The 15,593-nt window shown below is 62.8% G+C and carries 11 protein-coding genes; 6 read left to right on the top strand and 5 right to left on the bottom strand.

Annotated features, from left to right (window positions below; all coding sequences use genetic code 11):
- Positions 1-80: 80 nt before the first annotated feature.
- Positions 81-863: an alpha/beta fold hydrolase gene (locus tag ACB031_RS03750; protein ID WP_010633685.1), complete on the top strand. Its 783-nt coding sequence runs from the start codon at positions 81-83 to the stop codon at positions 861-863.
- Positions 864-994: 131 nt separating this feature from the next.
- Here ACB031_RS03750 and ACB031_RS03745 read toward each other — a convergent pair whose 3' ends face one another.
- Complete coding sequence (locus tag ACB031_RS03745) at positions 995-1,972, bottom strand: LysR family transcriptional regulator (protein ID WP_081588796.1); 978 nt, start codon at positions 1,970-1,972, stop codon at positions 995-997.
- Positions 1,973-2,032: 60 nt separating this feature from the next.
- Between ACB031_RS03745 and ACB031_RS03740 the strand changes: the two genes are divergently transcribed.
- From ACB031_RS03740 to ACB031_RS03720, 5 genes are read left to right on the top strand one after another with little or no spacing between them, the layout of a single operon-like run.
- Complete coding sequence (locus ACB031_RS03740; RefSeq protein ID WP_279463716.1) at positions 2,033-3,730, top strand: L-lactate permease; 1,698 nt, start codon at positions 2,033-2,035, stop codon at positions 3,728-3,730.
- A gap of 13 nt (positions 3,731-3,743) precedes the next feature.
- The gene (locus ACB031_RS03735; protein WP_371139119.1) at positions 3,744-4,535 is read left to right on the top strand and encodes a (Fe-S)-binding protein; all 792 of its coding nucleotides are present in this window, start codon (positions 3,744-3,746) and stop codon (positions 4,533-4,535) included.
- The gene (locus ACB031_RS03730) at positions 4,528-5,964 is read left to right on the top strand and encodes a LutB/LldF family L-lactate oxidation iron-sulfur protein (RefSeq protein ID WP_371139036.1); all 1,437 of its coding nucleotides are present in this window, start codon (positions 4,528-4,530) and stop codon (positions 5,962-5,964) included. Before ACB031_RS03735 ends, ACB031_RS03730 begins: the two co-directional genes overlap by 8 nt.
- A gap of 1 nt (position 5,965) precedes the next feature.
- Complete coding sequence (locus tag ACB031_RS03725; protein ID WP_371139035.1) at positions 5,966-6,610, top strand: lactate utilization protein C; 645 nt, start codon at positions 5,966-5,968, stop codon at positions 6,608-6,610.
- Positions 6,610-9,402, top strand: a complete 2,793-nt coding sequence (locus ACB031_RS03720; RefSeq protein ID WP_371139034.1) for an FAD-binding and (Fe-S)-binding domain-containing protein — start codon at positions 6,610-6,612, stop codon at positions 9,400-9,402. Before ACB031_RS03725 ends, ACB031_RS03720 begins: the two co-directional genes overlap by 1 nt.
- 198 nt (positions 9,403-9,600) lie before the next feature.
- On the opposite strand, the gene ACB031_RS03715 is transcribed toward ACB031_RS03720, so the two are convergent.
- The 4 genes from ACB031_RS03715 to ACB031_RS03700 all read right to left on the bottom strand — a co-directional run bounded on the left by ACB031_RS03715 (position 9,601) and on the right by ACB031_RS03700 (position 15,554).
- A complete protein-coding gene (locus tag ACB031_RS03715) occupies positions 9,601-10,737 on the bottom strand; it encodes a YaaC family protein (RefSeq protein ID WP_371139033.1) in 1,137 nt (378 codons plus the stop codon).
- Between the two features lie 435 nt (positions 10,738-11,172).
- Positions 11,173-12,225: a lipocalin-like domain-containing protein gene (locus tag ACB031_RS03710; protein WP_371139032.1), complete on the bottom strand. Its 1,053-nt coding sequence runs from the start codon at positions 12,223-12,225 to the stop codon at positions 11,173-11,175.
- Positions 12,226-12,410: 185 nt separating this feature from the next.
- Positions 12,411-14,852: an FtsX-like permease family protein gene (locus tag ACB031_RS03705; protein ID WP_371139031.1), complete on the bottom strand. Its 2,442-nt coding sequence runs from the start codon at positions 14,850-14,852 to the stop codon at positions 12,411-12,413.
- A 21-nt stretch (positions 14,853-14,873) separates the two neighbouring features.
- A complete protein-coding gene (locus ACB031_RS03700; protein ID WP_139724102.1) occupies positions 14,874-15,554 on the bottom strand; it encodes an ABC transporter ATP-binding protein in 681 nt (226 codons plus the stop codon).
- Positions 15,555-15,593: the final 39 nt, after the last annotated feature.

The following is a 15,593-nucleotide window of genomic DNA, read 5'->3' as shown; positions in this document are numbered from 1 at the left end:
CAAACGTATTAGTCGGGTGAAAAAATCTGCTAAGATGCGCGCCTACTATACCCCAATGCCGTCGATGAGGGAGTCGCAAGATGCTGTATCACAAGACCTTCGAGCTGGGTCCCGAGCGGGATTGGGTAGTATTCGTACACGGGGCGGGCGGTAGCTCCTCCATCTGGTTCAAGCAGCTGCGCGCCTATCGCGAACACTTCAACGTGCTGCTGCTGGACTTGCGCGGCCACGGCCAGTCCCACAAGCTGCAGCAGGTGATCAAGGGTCACTACAGCTTCCGGGCGGTGACCGAGGATATCCTGCAACTGCTCGATCACCTCAACATTCGCCGCGCCCACTTCGTCGGCATCTCCCTTGGCACCATCCTCATTCGCCATCTGGCGGAGCTTTGCCCCGAGCGGGTCAAGAGCATGGTGCTGGGCGGCGCCATTTTGCGCCTCGACATCCGCTCGCGGGTGTTGGTGCAGCTCGGCCGCCTTGGCCAGCACATCCTGCCCTACATGTGGCTCTACCGGCTGTTTGCCTTCATCATCATGCCGCGCCAGCACCATCAGGAGTCGCGCAACCTGTTCGTGCGCGAGGCGCGCAAATTGTGCCAAAAAGAGTTCAAGCGCTGGTTTCGCCTCGCCACCGAGGTGAACCCTCTTATGCGTTATTTCAAGGAACGTGCTCTGCCCATTCCCACCCTCTATGTGATGGGGGAGGAGGATCACATGTTCCTGGCGCCGGTGCGCGAGCAGGTGGCGCGCGACCCCTACAGCCGGCTCGAGATCATCGACGGCTGCGGCCACGTCTGCAATGTGGAGCGGCCCGAGCACTTCAACCGCCAGTCGCTGGCCTTTCTCACCGCCCAACCCGTCTGAGCCGGCGCCAACCGCCTGCTTGAGGCGACCCTGGTGGCTTGAGCCAGCGCGCTGAAGGGGAGGCCATGTTAGGTAACGCTGCCGCCCGACTCAAAAAGCCCCGCGTTGACATAGGATGACCGCCATCCTCGCTAGCCGAAGTAGTGGGCGATATCGAGGTAGCGCTGGCGGATATGCTCGATCAGCAGCCGGATCTTGCGTGGCGGCTGGCGGGTAAAGGGGTAGACGGCGTAGATGCCGAGCTTCTTGCCTACCTGATCGGGGAAGAGATCCACCAGCTCGCCATTCATCAGATCGTGATAGACCAGGCAGCGCGGCACATAGACGATGCCGCGCCCCCCCAGCGCCGCCTTGCGCAGGGCCCCCGCGTTGTCGGTGCAAAAACTGCCCGACACCGACAGCAGATAGTTGCCCTCTTCCCCCTTGAAGGCCCACTCCGAGGCCCCCGTGCTCTGATAGGCGTAGCGCAGGCAGTTGTGGGTGAGCAAATCCGACGGCTCGCGCGGCGCCCCGAAGCGGCGCACGTAGGCGGGCGCGGCGCAGATCACCCACTGGGAGTCGAGAATGTGGCGGGCAATCAGGCTCGAATCATCCAGATAGCCGGTGCGAATGACCAGGTCGAACCCCTCTTCCACCAGGTTGACGAAGCGATTCTCCAGCGACATCTCCACCGTGAGCCCCGGGTGTTGCTGGCAAAAATCGGCCACGGCGTCGGCCAGCAGCAGCTCGCCGGAGATGGTGGGCACCGACATCCGCACATGGCCGCTCACCTTTTCACCAAATCCCGCCACCGCATCGAAGGCGTCCAGTGCGGCGGCCTTCACATTTTTGGCACCCTGATAGAGCTCCTTGCCCGCCTCGCTCAGGGTGAGTCGGCGGGTGGTGCGATAGAGCAGCTGCACCCCGAGCTCTTCCTCCAGGCGCCCGATCCGTTTGCTAACCACTGAATTTGTCAGGGAATTTTGCTCGGCCACCTTGCTGAAGGAGCCTGCTTCCACCACCTGGGCGAAGAGAATGAGGTCGTCGGTACTGGCCATATTTATCGATTTTTGGAACGAATGTTGTTCATTATTTCCATATATCGCGAAAAAAGAACAGGGTAAGGTCACGTCCGCTTAACAAAACAACAACAAGGTGCGCCTCTGCACCGCTCGGACAAGGACGCAATGATGACAGACACCCTGTTGGCCCTGGTGGCCTTCTCGCCGATCGTGGTGGCCGCCGTGCTGCTGGTCGGCCTCAACTGGCCCGCCAAGCGCGCCATGCCCATCGCCTTTTTCCTGACCGTATTCATTGCCCTGTGGGGCTGGCAGATGAGCCCGACCCGGGTGCTCGCCTCCAGCCTGCAGGGGCTCATCATCACGGTGACCGTACTCTGGATCGTGTTCGGCGCCATCCTGATGCTCAACACCCTGAAACACACAGGTGCCATCACCGCCATTCGCGGCGGTTTCACCAACATCTCGCCAGACCGGCGCATCCAGGCCATCATCATCGCCTGGTGCTTCGGCGCCTTTATCGAGGGAGCCTCGGGGTTTGGCACCCCGGCCGCCATCGCCGCCCCCCTGCTGGTGGCCATCGGCTTCCCGGCGCTCGCCGCCGTGCTGCTTGGCATGATGATCCAGTCCACTCCGGTATCCTTCGGTGCGGTGGGCACCCCCATCCTGGTGGGGATCAACAAGGGGCTGGATAACCAGGCCATCGGCCACACCCTGAGCGCCGGTGGCAGCAGCTGGGACATCTACCTGCAGCAGGTGACCACCAACGTGGCCCTCATCCACGCCACCGTCGGTACCCTGATGCCGGTGCTGATGGTGATGATGTTGACCCGCTTCTTCGGCCGCAACCGCAGCTGGACCGAGGGGCTATCCATCCTGCCGTTCGCGATTTTCGCTGGGCTCGCCTTCACCGTACCCTACGCTCTGACCGGCATGCTGCTTGGCCCCGAGTTCCCGTCCCTCATTGGCGGCCTGGTGGGACTGGCCCTGGTGGTGACGGCGGCGCGGGCCGGTTTTCTGGTGCCAAAAAACAGCTGGGATTTTGCTCCCGAGCAGGAGTGGCCCGCCGAGTGGCTGGGATCCCTCAAGCTCGATCTCAAAGAGGCCGCCGGCCGCCCCATGTCCCTGCTGCTGGCCTGGCTCCCCTATGTGGCGCTGGCGCTCCTGCTGGTGGCGAGCCGGGTGAGCCCGGAGTTCAAGGCGAGCCTCCTGTCGGTGAGCCTCGCCTTCACGGATCTGCTGGGGGAGAAGGGGGTCAGCGCCTCCATTGAACCGCTCTACCTGCCGGGGGGCCTGCTGGTGTTCTGCGCCCTGCTTGCCACCCTCATTCAGGCCCGCGCCCTGGCGCCCCTCGGCCGCGCCGTGAGCGAGTCAAGCCGCACCCTGATTGGCGCCGGCTTCGTGCTCATCTTCACCGTGCCCATGGTGCGCATCTTCATCAACTCCGGCGTCAACGGAGCGGATCTTGCCAGCATGCCGGTGACCACCGCCAACTTTGCCGCCGGGCTCGTCGGGGAGTTTTTCCCGGCGCTCAGCGCCACCATAGGCGCGCTGGGGGCCTTTATCGCCGGCTCCAACACGGTGTCGAACATGATGTTCAGCCAGTTTCAGTTCGAGGTGGCGCAGACCCTGGGGGTCTCCACCGCCGCCATGCTGGCGCTGCAGGCGGTGGGCGCGGCGGCCGGCAACATGATTGCCATTCACAACGTGGTGGCGGCCTCGGCCACCGTGGGGCTGCTCGGTCGCGAGGGGGCGACGCTGCGCAAGACGGCGCTGCCAACCCTCTACTACCTGCTGGCCACCGGCCTTATCGGGCTGGCGCTCATGTACAGCTTCCACGTCTCGGACGCACTGCTGCAGTTGAAGTAAAGGAGAGCAAGTGATGAAGGTAATGCGGGTCTATCCGGCCAAGCCGGCCGATGTCTATCTCTACGCCACCTGTCTGGTGGATCTGTTCGACCCGGTGGCGGGGCTCGATGCCATCGCTCTGCTCGAGCGGGAAGGGATAAGGGTGCACTTTGTCGAGAAACAGACCTGCTGTGGCCAGCCGGCCTACACCTCGGGTCACGAGGAGGAGGCGCGCCAGGTGGCGCAAAGCCAGATGGCGCTCTTCCCCGAGCCCTGGCCGGTGGTGGTGCTGTCGGGCTCCTGCGGCGGCATGATGCACCACCACTATGCGCGCCTCTTCCCGGAGCGCCCCGAGGTGGCGGCGTTTTGCGAGCGGGTGTTCGAGCTCACCGAGTTTCTGGTCCGGGTCTGCCGGGTGCGTTGGCATGGGGTGGGGAGGGCAAGCATCGTCATGCACACCTCCTGCTCGGCCCGGCGCGAGATGCAGGTGCACACCACGGCCAGCAGCCTGCTGGGGCAGCTCGAGGGGGTTACTTTGCATGAGCAGGCCTACGAGAGCGAGTGCTGCGGCTTTGGCGGCACCTTCTCGGTGCGCCATCCCCACATCAGCCAAGCCATGGTGGAGGACAAGACCCGCCACCTGCTGGCCACCGGCGCCAATACCCTGGTGAGTGCTGACTGGGGGTGCCTCTTGAACATCAAGGGATCCCTGGCGTATCAGGGCAAGACGCTCCCCGCCACCCATCTGGCGAGCTTCCTGCTCGCCCATAGCGAGCCGGTGGCTCAGGGCTTACAAGCGCAAAAACAGGGGGCCCATCATGAGTGATCACGCCAAGTATTCGCCGCGCCGCTTCCACCCCCAGGCCGAGGCGGCCCTGGCCGACCCCGTGCTGCGCCAGAACTTTCGCGGCGCCATGGATTACCTGCGCGGCAAGCGGCGGGATGCCTTCTCTGACCCGCAGGAAGAAGCGGCGGTGCGCGATGCGGCTGAGCAAATTCGCCAGCGCTGCCTCTCGCGCCTGCCGGAACTGCTGGAGCAGCTCGAAACCAACTGCGAGCGCAACGGCATCCGGGTGCACTGGGCCCAGACGCCGGCCGAGGCCAACGCCATCATTCTGGGGATCGCCCAGCAACATGGGGTGAGTTCCATCGTCAAGGGCAAGTCCATGGTGAGCGAGGAGGTGGGGTTCAACCACGAGATGGCGCGCCACGGCATCCGTTGCCTTGAGAGCGACATGGGGGAGTTTATCGTCCAGCTCGACGGCGATACCCCGTCCCACATCATCATGCCCGCCATCCACAAGAACAAGCAGGAGGTGAGCGACACCTTCGCAAGCAACCTGGAAGGCTTCACCCCCACCACCGACGTGGACGCCCTGATCCAGACCGGGCGGCGGGCCCTGCGCGAAGAGTTTCGCCGCGCCGGCATGGGGCTCTCCGGCGTCAACTTCGCGGTGGCCGAAACCGGCAGCCTGTGCCTCGTCGAGAACGAGGGCAACGGGCGCATGTGCACCACGGTGCCGAAAGTGCACGTGGCCATCACCGGCATTGAGAAGGTAGTGGAATTTTTATCCGATGTGCCGCCGCTTTACAGCGCCCTGACCCGTTCGGCCACCGGCCAGGCCATCACCACCTACTTCAACGTCATCAGCGGCCCGCGCCGGGCAGGGGAGCTGGATGGCCCGGACGAGGTGCACCTGGTGCTGCTCGACAACGGCCGCAGTCAGGCCTACCGGGACGAAGAGCTGCGCAAGACCTTGCAGTGCATCCGCTGCGGCGCCTGCATGAACCACTGCCCGGTCTACACCCGCATCGGTGGCCACGCCTACGGCACCATCTACCCGGGCCCCATCGGCAAGATAGTCTCCCCCCACCTGCTGGGGCTGGAAAGCACGAGCGATCTGGTGACCGCCTCGAGCCTGTGCGGCGCCTGCGGCGAGGTGTGCCCGGTGCGCATCCCCATTCCCGACCTGTTGCAGCGCCTGCGCCGGGAGGCCAAGCACGACGCAGAACCCGGCCACGAACCGCTGGCGGGGCAGGGGGCGGCCAAGAGCCGGCTCGAGACGCTTGCCATGCAGGGTTTTGCCTTTGCCGCCACCCACCCGCGCCTCTATCACGCCGCGACCGGTGTCGCCGGTCGCCTGCGTGGGCTTATCCCTAAACATCTGGGCCCCTGGACCCAATGCCGCGAAGCCCCCAAACCCGCCCCCCAGAGCCTGCACGCCCTGCTGCGCCAGAAGAAGAAGGAGTCCTGATATGTCGAGCAAAGAGGCTATCTTGAACCGCCTGCGCGGCGCCGCCACCCCCATTGCCCACGCACCGCACGCCTGGCAGCCCTGGCGCGGGGAGGATGAACAGGCGCGGCGCGAGCGATTTCTTGCCGGGATCAGCGTCAGCCACGCCGAGATCCTCACCGTCAAGGAGGCAACCCTGGCCCGGGAGCTGACCGCTTGGCTGGATGAAGAAGGCGTGACGAGCCTGGCCTGTGGCCAGGGTGCCCGTTGGCATGCGGCGGTTGCGGTCGCCTGCGCCGGGCGCTCGGTGTTGACCCCCTCTGGTGAGTTCGCCGGCTGGAAGGACGAGCTGTTTGACGTTTGTCAGGCGGGCATCACCCACTGCGCGGGGGCCATCGCCGATACCGGCACCCTGGTGTTGCTGCCCGATGGCGGCGAGCCGCGCACCCTATCCCTGGTGCCACCCTGCCATATCGCCCTGCTGGCGGCCTCCACCATCGCCGACAACCTGGCGGGGCTGGTGGCGGCCGGGCGCTGGCAGCAGGCCATGCCCACCAACCTGCTGCTGGTTTCCGGCCCCTCCAAGACCGCCGATATCCAGCAGACCCTGGCCTACGGCGCCCACGGCCCGAGCCGCCTGCTGGTAGTGCTGGTGGAGGATTGCTGATGCGTTGGAACCAGTTTGACGCCGCCGTGCTCGCGCGCATCCCGCCGGAGCGGCTGGTGAGCGACCCGGATTTGCGCCTCGCCCACGGCACGGACGCCAGCTTCTACCGGCTGGTGCCCGAGCGCATCGTGCGCCTCGATTCTTTGGATGAGGTGCGCTTCGTGCTGGCGGTGTGCCGCGAATTGAGCCTGCCGTGCACTTTTCGCGCCGCCGGCACCAGCCTCTCGGGCCAGGCCCTGAGCAATTCGGTGCTCATCACCCTGACCGACAGCTGGCGCGGCCACCGCATTCTGGACGAGGGGGCCCGCATCGCCCTGCAACCCGGGGTGATCGGCGCCGATGCCAACCGCTATCTGGCGCCTCTGGGGCGCAAGATTGGGCCGGATCCCGCCTCCATCAACGCCTGCAAGCTCGGCGGCATCGCCGCCAACAACGCGAGCGGCATGTGCTGCGGCACCGCCCACAACAGCTATCACACATTGCACGCCATGACCCTGCTGCTGGCAGATGGCACTGTGCTGGAGAGCGGTGATCCCCACAGCCGTGCCGCCTTTGCGGCCAGGCGCCCGGAGCTGCTGGCCGGGCTCGCCGCCCTGCGTGCCGAGGTGCTGGCCAATACCGAGCTTGCCGCCAACATTCGCCACAAGTACCGGCTCAAGAACACCACCGGCTACGCCATCAACGCCCTGCTCGACCATGAGGATCCCATCGATATCCTCACCCACCTGATGATTGGCTCGGAGGGGACCCTCGGCTTTATCGCCGAGGTGGTGCTCGATACCGTGCCCGAATACCCCCACAAGGCCTCGGCCCTGCTGGTGTTTCGGGACGCCGAGCAGGCGTGTCTGGCCACCTCGCGCCTGAAAAGTGCGCCGGTGGCGGCGGTGGAGCTGATGGATGGGCGATCCCTGCGCTCGGTGGCTGGCAAGCCCGGCCTGCCGGACTTTATCAAGACGCTGGATCTGGCTGCCTGCGCCCTGCTTGTCGAGGTGCATGGGGAATCGAAAGAGGAGCTGGTGGATCGCTGCGAGCAGGTGACGGCCATGGCGGCCGAGTTCGCTCAGGTCGCCTCTGTACCCTTTACCACCGATAGTGCCGGCCTGTGGGCCATTCGCAAGGGGCTATTCCCAGCGGTGGGGGCGGTGCGCACCACAGGCACCACCGTCATCATCGAGGATGTCGCCTTTCCCATCGAACGTCTGGCAGAGGGGGTGGCGGGGCTGCAGCAACTGTTCGACGAGTTTGAGTATCACGAGGCCATCATCTTCGGCCACGCGCTGGAGGGAAACCTGCACTTCGTCTTTACCCAGGGGTTCGACGATCCGGCCCAGGTGGCCCGCTACGGCGCCTTTATGGATGCGGTGGCCGAGCTGGTCGCCGTGCGTTTTGGCGGGTCCCTCAAGGCCGAGCACGGCACCGGCCGCAACATGGCCCCCTATGTGGAGCTGGAATGGGGGCCGGAGGGGATGGCGCTGATGCGGCGCATCAAGGCGCTGATCGATCCCGATAACCTGCTCAATCCCGGCGTCATCATTAACGACGACCCCAAGGCCCACCTGGCCCACCTCAAGCCCATGCCGGCGAGCGATGCCATCGTCGATCCGTGCATCGAATGCGGCTTTTGCGAGGCGGTCTGCCCCTCGCGCACCTTGTCACTGTCGCCGCGCCAGCGCATCGTGCTTTACCGCGAACTGGCCCGCCGCAATCGTGCCGATGAGCCCTCCAACCAGCTGGCCCGGCTGTTTGACTATCAGGGCATTGAAACCTGTGCCGCCACCGGGCTGTGCGCCGATCGCTGCCCGGTCGGCATCAACACCGGAGCGCTCATCAAGAAGCTGCGCACTGACAAGTACCAGCGCTTCGTGCCCATCGCCCGCTGGAGCGCCGATCACTTCGCTGGCGTTACCCGTACGGCCCGTGGGGCCCTCGGCCTCAAAGCCATTGCTGGCAAGCTGTTGGGAGAAAAAGCGCTGGCAGGGCTGGTGAACGGGGCACGCAACATCAGCGGCCAGCGCACACCCGCCTGGTTGCCGACCCTGCCGGGGCCGAGCCGCTACCGGTGGTCGCAAGGGGAGGGGAGCAATGATGGATCCATCGAGCGCGCCGTGGTCTATCTGCCGTCGTGCGCCAGCCGGGTATTCGGCCAGCAGGAGGATGCCCCGTCACTGCCGGACGTGGTGTTATCCCTGCTCAAGAAGGCGGGTTGCCGGGTGATAGTGCCGGTGAGAGTTGAGGGGCTCTGCTGCGGCATGCCCTATGACAGCAAGGGGATGGTCGAGGTGGCTGCCGCCAAGCGCAGTGAGCTGGTGGCGGCGCTGTGGCAGGCAAGCGAGCAGGGGCGCTGGCCCGTGCTGCTCGATACCAGCCCCTGCGTGCAGCGACTGCTGCCGGGGGCGCTCGGCAAGGGCCTTCGGGTGTTTGAGCCCGCTACCTTTGTGCTGGAACACCTGCTGCCCCACCTTGAGCTGACCCCCATCGATGAGACAGTGATGCTCCATATCACCTGCAGCAGCCGGCGCATGGGGCTGGGGGAGACCATGCTGGCGGTGGCCCGCGCCTGCGCCCGTGAGGTGATAATCCCTGAGCATATCCAGTGCTGCGGCTTTGCCGGCGACAAGGGGCTGATGACCCCGGAGCTCAACGCCGCGGCGCTTGCCAGCCTGCCAGCCCAGGTGCCCAGCGATTGCCGTCAGGGTTTCAGCAACAGCCGCACCTGCGAAATGGGGCTCAGCCAGCACGCCGGCATTCCCTATCACAGCATCCTTTATCTGGTGGATCAGGCGGCGAGATAAAGAAAGCCCCGGCAGAACAAGTTCTGACGGGGAGTTATGTTAGTTGATTGGGTTGGTGAGAACCTCAGGCTTTAACTAGTAATGCTCGATTAACAGACTTGTAATGTACCAAACCTAAATTCAGCATCATCAATATAGGATTCAGCTTTTTAAAGGTTATTTTTGATGGTTTATTTGAAATGCTTATCGTATGCATGGCTAATCCCTGAAGCCAGTTACCCGAAAATCATTCCCCGTAATTTCGGATGAGATTTGGTCAATGAATTGATATATAGATTTATTTATAAATTCAGTTATTAGCCAACTGCCATCTTTTTCAAGGTGCTTGCTTAGTGTCTGAGGGTTATATCGGGATAGCTCACTTAAACGATGCATAGCTCCAATTGTTAATGTCAATGTGCTCTTGTCAATGATGTTGTTTTGCAAATCCTTTCTTTTTACATACCACAATGAATTAGGGCTGAAAATGTAACGAAGTTCTTTTCTTCTGTTTTTGTGATAAATCTGAAGAGCATTAACACTTGCCTCATTAGGAATGCCTCTATTTACGATCCAATCGAATTTTTTATTCCGTCTTAAAGTATATGAAACGCTATTATCATATATTGGGTCTAAGCTATATCCTTGAAGGCGTCTAAGTGTTCTACGGTTAGAATGCTCTTTCTCTAACTTTATCTCCAACCAACCTTTGTTTTGGTGCTTGTCAAAAACAAATCTTGGCTCCATTATTGGAATAAATAACTCAGCCATGTTCTTATATGTTATTGTAAATGCGCGATGAATGTATGGGAGATTGTAAAATATGTCTTTAAGTGTATACTCTTGGCCTCCAGCAGGGACGTTCTCTCCTAAATAAATGCCTAATCCCGAAACAACACCTGCTGGTTGAAACTTAACGATCTCATTTTGAAGTCTTATGTGCCCATCTTCTCGTTTTCCAGTTACACCATGACTCAAATCATAACCAACATTTTTCACCTCTAGTAGGGCTTTGGTTGCATTGAGAAAACAGTAGTATGCTGTTAGAGGCTTAGATACTAAGCTAAGAGTCTTAGTGGATTCATAAAAGTTTCTAGCTTGCTCCCAGTAAAAAAGTGCATCATCTTGGCCCTCCGAACGAAGATATATTTCTACATATTGCCAAGTCGAATCAGTTAGCACAACTTTACTCGGTAAGTCGGCGACAACCTTGGGCTTTCTAACAACAATCTCTCTATTATTGAATCTAACCGAGGTTCGTGGTTTTCTTGGTTTTAATTCATCCCTTACGGTTTTAATTGCTTCATTGTTTTTGTGGAGTTGCATTTTTATTTTTCGAACATCTTCATTTGTCATTTAAAATCTCACTATACTAAGGCATGCAGATACAACTTTATTCTAACGAATATATAAATATTTGCTCCTGCCGCATCCTATATTTAGCAGAAGTATTGCTAAACTAAGTAACTTTCGTCCATTCAGTATATATTTATTGTTTTTCTTGTCAGATAATATAATAGCCCTCGCTCAGGGTTACAGCTCCCAGAGTACTGCTGTTAACCAAATTGAATAAGTACGAACCATAGACGCTCCCTGGCTACCGTTGAGGCTCGGGGGGCCGGATGAGTAGCCTATCAAAGGCCGACCGTTCCTGTTGAGTAAAAACACAGCCGATCCGTGGGATTTGAATGAAATCTTGATGGCGGTCAGATTTTGACGAGGACAGTCAGAATGGGAACGTGCAGATGGATAAGAATGTGACAGCTGAGGCGGCCGCTCAAATGTTGGTGATCAATACCCCGTCATCTCCAGATAGCCAACGCCCTTGGCGTCTCCCGAGACGGATACGGCCCCTTCCCAGTAGTCAAAGCGCCCCGTCATGGCCTGATTGGGCTGGCGCGCCTGGATGCGAAGGTTGAGATCTCCGGCCTTAAGTTGCCACTCGACGGGGTAGTCTTGCCCCTTGGGGCCGCGCCAGGTTTTGCCGGGGGTAAGGCGGATGTGATCTGGGCTTAGCACCCGGCTGCTGCCGTCCCGTTCAATCAGGATGCCGTAGCGGTTCTCCGGCTTGTTTTCTGGATTGGCGCGGCCCGATTTGGTGCGCAGGCGAAACAGCATCAACTCGCGGCCATCCTCAAATTGCAGCGAAAACCAGTCCCAGCCCGATTGCCACTCGGCCAATACCGAGCTGCTCCACTCGTGATCAAACCAGCCCTCACCACTGACGTTGCGGGTCTCGCCATCCAGGGTCAAGGTGCCGCTGATGGTCAGGCGCGGGTAGGAGTAGTAGAAGGAGGCGTTGCCCGGGCTCTTCTCGCTGTAACCCGCTTTGCCCTGCAGCACCGCCGGCTTGGCGGCCCTCACCTGTAAATCAAGATCCCCCGCCTTGCTCTGCACCTTGAGGGTGGCGGGAAAGAGTGATTTTCCTAGAGAGGCCAGCACCCACTCTTTCAGCCAATACTGACCACCGCTGGCACCGGCCAGCCCAGGCCCCTGGCGGCTGGTGCGCTCATCCTGCTGGTGGCTGCCTTTGCTCAAATCCGTGATGGCGAACTGGGCCAGCCAGAGCTGGGGAGTGAGCCAGGGGTTGTCGGATGTTATCTCCTGCTCGATGCCTTGGCGAAACAGGGTCCACTGCATGCCGTAGCCGCGCCCCTGCTCGTCTTTCAGGTTGCCGGTGAGATACCACCACTCCGAGCGGTAGTCGGGGTGGGCAGCGTGATCCGTGGGCAGGCGGATGGACTGGCCCGGCAGGGCCTTTTTGAAGTGATCGTTGCCGCCGCCGAGGATGCTCCCCAGATCGCTGGCCTGCGCTTGGCCGCTTATGGCAACAAGCGGGATCAAGGGGGCTGCGTGCCACAGGGACCGTAAAGAGGACAAGATTCCACTCACCCTGGCCCTCTCCCGAAGGGAGAGGGGATGGTTCGCGGCAGCTCTGTGCGCTTCTTTGCGCTGAATCAAGGGCGGTGACAGAGATCTGGTCAATGGGAACCTCAAGCCATGGCTGAGCCAGTGCGCCAACCAATATTTCATATCACTCTCCTTGCGGCGTACCAGGAGGCGAGCGCGCCACAGATGGGGGCGAGCAGAAGCGCCGTGACGGCGTGCAGGGGGGCGGCCTCGAAGGCCAGCCGCCAGCCGAAGGCGCGGGGGTTGACCACCTCAATCAGCACCCAGGCAAGGCCATAGCCCACCGGCAGGGCCAACAGCGCGGTGAGCAGCCCGAGACCCGCCCCTTGCCACACCAGCAGCCGGCGGCAGTGGCGCGGGCTCAAGCCAAGGCTTTGCAGGGTCTGCAACTCGCCGCGCCGGGCCAGTCCCAGTACCATAAAGGCCGAGCCGATGCCAACGAAGGCGATGCCGAGGATCAGCAATTTCAATAGCTCGGTCACCACGAAGGTCTGGTCGAACACCTTCAGCGCCGCGGCCTGGATGGCGGGGGCGGGCAACAGGTTCACCCCCTCGCCAAACTGTGCCCGCAGGCGATCGGCGAGGCGTTCCGGGTGCTGGCTGAAGAGGGCGAGGGATAGCACCTTGCCCCCTTCGAAGGCGTGCAGTATCTGCCCCTTGTCGCTGCCGTAATCCTGATAGACGCCGGTGACGGTGAGCGTGCGTGGCCCCTGCTCGCCGCTCACCTCGAGGCTCTGTCCCACCTTGACCCCGAGGCGCACTGTCAGCGGCTCGCTCGCCAGCACCTCGTCGGGGGTGGCGGGCCAGCGTCCGGCCAGCAGCGGATAGGCGGCTTTGAGCTCGGGAATAAAGTCCATCTGCGCCCACTCGATGGGCTGCCCCTGCCAGCGGGCCGGGTGCACCGAGCGGCGCGAGGCGGCGCGTACGTCTGGCGCGGCGAGGATGGTGTTGAGGGTCTGCTCGCTCAGGGCGCCCTTGCTGCCGGCCACCCCCTTGGGGGCGGTGACGTAGAGATCGGCGGCCAGGCGCTGGCCGAGCCAGATCTCCACGCTCGAGCGAAAGCTCGACACCATGACCCCGATGCCGATGGCCGCGGCGATGGCCAGTTGCAGCGCCATCACCGCGATGGCGGTGCGATCCAGGTGATAGAGGGTTTCGGCCACCCCGAGCCGGGCGCTGAGGGGGCCGCGCTCGCGTCGGCGCAGCCGGCCCAGCACGGCGCGCAGCACATCGGGCAGGGCGAGCGCCATGGCCAGCAGCCAGCCGCCGGCCACGAAGAGGGCGCCGCCCAGCCCGGTTTCTGGCCGCCATAGACACAGGGCGCAGAGCAGCAAGATGGCGATGGCGAGCCCCCGACGTTGCCAGGGATGAGCCGGCGGGCGGCTGTTGCCTTCTCGCAGCTCAAGGGGGGATTGGCGCAGCAGTTGCCACCAGCCGGGCAGGTTGGCGGCGAGCGTGCCCAGAAGGCCAATGACCAGCGCCTTGCCAAGGCTCGTCGGGGAGAGGCGCAGCAGATCGATGGGGTTGGGGCCATAGAGATCGGCCAGTGCCTGGGTGAGCTGCCCCATCAGGGCGAGGGCCAACAGGCTCCCCAGCAGCAGCCCGAGCAGGGTGCCGATGCTGGCGAGGATCAGGATCTCCAGGGTCAGCCAGCGCAGCAGCCGGCGCGGCGGCATGCCGAGGATGATGAGCTGGGCCAGCTGGGGGCGGCGCACACTCTGCACGAAGCGCTGGGCGTTGAACACCAAAAACAGTCCCACCGCCATGGCGAGCAGGGAGAGCGCCGTGAGGTTCAGCGCCAGCGCATCGCCGAGCTGGCTGGCATCGAGCGCCGGGCTGATGGGCTCAAGCCAGAGGGGCTGATGGGGGGCATAGGATTGCAGGGCCGCCTGCAGGGCTCTTTGCAAGGTATTGGCCTCGCCCTCGCTGAGCTTGAAGACGATGCGATCGAGCCGCCCCTCCTTGCCCAGCAGCGGCTGGGCGAGGCCGATGTCGGTCACCAGCAGCCGCTCCATGGGCACGGCGCCGGGCTCGAAGGTGCCGGCCAGGGTGAGGGTCAGCGGGCGGGGCGGCGCCCCTTCAGCGCCACCCAGCACGAAGCGCAGGCTCTGGCCTGTTTGCCAGCCAAGGCGCTTGGCCTCGGGGGCGGCCAGCCAGACGCTGTCGGCGCGGGTGAGGGAGAAGGTGGGCTTATTGTCCGGTGCGGCGCCAAACAGCCGGCGCAAGGGGCCTGGGCTGAACAGATCCATCCCCAGCAGCTGAAAACTGCGCCCCTGCTCATCTTGCAGCCAGCCGTGCAGCTGGGGCATGGCGTCGAGATTCGGCTGGCTGCGCACCAGCGTCACATAGAGCTGCTCGTCCAGCCCGCCGTCCGGCGCCAGCCGGTAGTTCGCTTCCCCCGCCAGCTGGCTGCGGGCGGCGACGAAGTTGGTGCGGGCGCTGTGGTTCAAAAGCTCGATGGCCACCACCAAAGAGACCCCCAGGGTGAGCCCGACCAGGCTCATCAACAGCAGCCAGGGGTGAGCGCGATAGAGGCGCAGCAGCGCCTTGAGCGGCAGCATCACTGCCCTCCGTGGCGGGCGTCAGTCATGGCGGCGCCCCTTGAGCTCGACCAGCTGGCCCCCTTCAAGGCGCAGCACCCGATCCGCCAGGGCACCATAGGCGGGGTTGTGGCTCACCAGCAAGAGGCCGGCGCCGGTGCCCCGCACCGCCGCCATCATCAGCGCCATCACCTGCTCGGCGTTGTGTTCATCGAGACTGCCGGTGGGCTCGTCGGCGAGCAGCCACTTCGGCTGGTGAATGAGGGCGCGGGCCAGCGCCACCCGCTGGCGCTGGCCGCCGGAGAGCTGCTCCGGCCAGGCGTGGCGCTTGTGGGCCAGATCGAGGCGCTCCAGCAGGCCGTCAATGCGTGTCTCATCGCGGGCAAGCTGGTTGATGGCAAGGGGCAGGGCGAGGTTCTCGGCCACGGTCAGGGTCGGCAGCAGGTTGAAGTCCTGATAGACGATGCCGAAGTGGCGACCGCGCAGGCGGGCCCGCTCGTCCGCCGACTGGTTGTCGAGGCGGGTCTTACCCAGCCAGATCTCCCCCTCATCCGGGGGGAGCAGGCCGGCGATGAGGTTGAGCAGGGTCGACTTGCCGCAGCCGCTCTGCCCAAGCAGCAGGGTGATCTCGCCGGCCGCCAGGGTCAGATCAAGGTGGTGAAACAGCGGCAGCCGTTCGCTGCCGTTATCGAAGCTCTTGCCGAGATTGCGCAGATTCAGCATGGGATAACCGGTTGATGGCCAATGGCTTTCATTACGTGC

It is taken from the genome of Aeromonas sp. S8(2024) (genome assembly GCF_041403085.1).
Taxonomy (GTDB): domain Bacteria; phylum Pseudomonadota; class Gammaproteobacteria; order Enterobacterales; family Aeromonadaceae; genus Aeromonas; species Aeromonas dhakensis.
The sequence above is the reverse complement of the archived record's forward strand: the minus strand, read 5'-3'. Positions and strand labels throughout refer to the sequence as shown.

Coding starts and splice junctions, on each gene's coding strand:
- ACB031_RS03715 (WP_371139033.1), bottom strand. CDS start 10,737: ATGACAAATGAAGATGTTCGAAAAATAAAAATGCAACTCCACAAAAAC.
- ACB031_RS03720 (WP_371139034.1), top strand. CDS start 6,610: ATGCGTTGGAACCAGTTTGACGCCGCCGTGCTCGCGCGCATCCCGCCG.
- ACB031_RS03730 (WP_371139036.1), top strand. CDS start 4,528: ATGAGTGATCACGCCAAGTATTCGCCGCGCCGCTTCCACCCCCAGGCC.
- ACB031_RS03725 (WP_371139035.1), top strand. CDS start 5,966: ATGTCGAGCAAAGAGGCTATCTTGAACCGCCTGCGCGGCGCCGCCACC.
- ACB031_RS03700 (WP_139724102.1), bottom strand. CDS start 15,554: ATGCTGAATCTGCGCAATCTCGGCAAGAGCTTCGATAACGGCAGCGAA.
- ACB031_RS03740 (WP_279463716.1), top strand. CDS start 2,033: ATGACAGACACCCTGTTGGCCCTGGTGGCCTTCTCGCCGATCGTGGTG.
- ACB031_RS03735 (WP_371139119.1), top strand. CDS start 3,744: ATGAAGGTAATGCGGGTCTATCCGGCCAAGCCGGCCGATGTCTATCTC.
- ACB031_RS03705 (WP_371139031.1), bottom strand. CDS start 14,852: ATGCTGCCGCTCAAGGCGCTGCTGCGCCTCTATCGCGCTCACCCCTGG.
- ACB031_RS03750 (WP_010633685.1), top strand. CDS start 81: ATGCTGTATCACAAGACCTTCGAGCTGGGTCCCGAGCGGGATTGGGTA.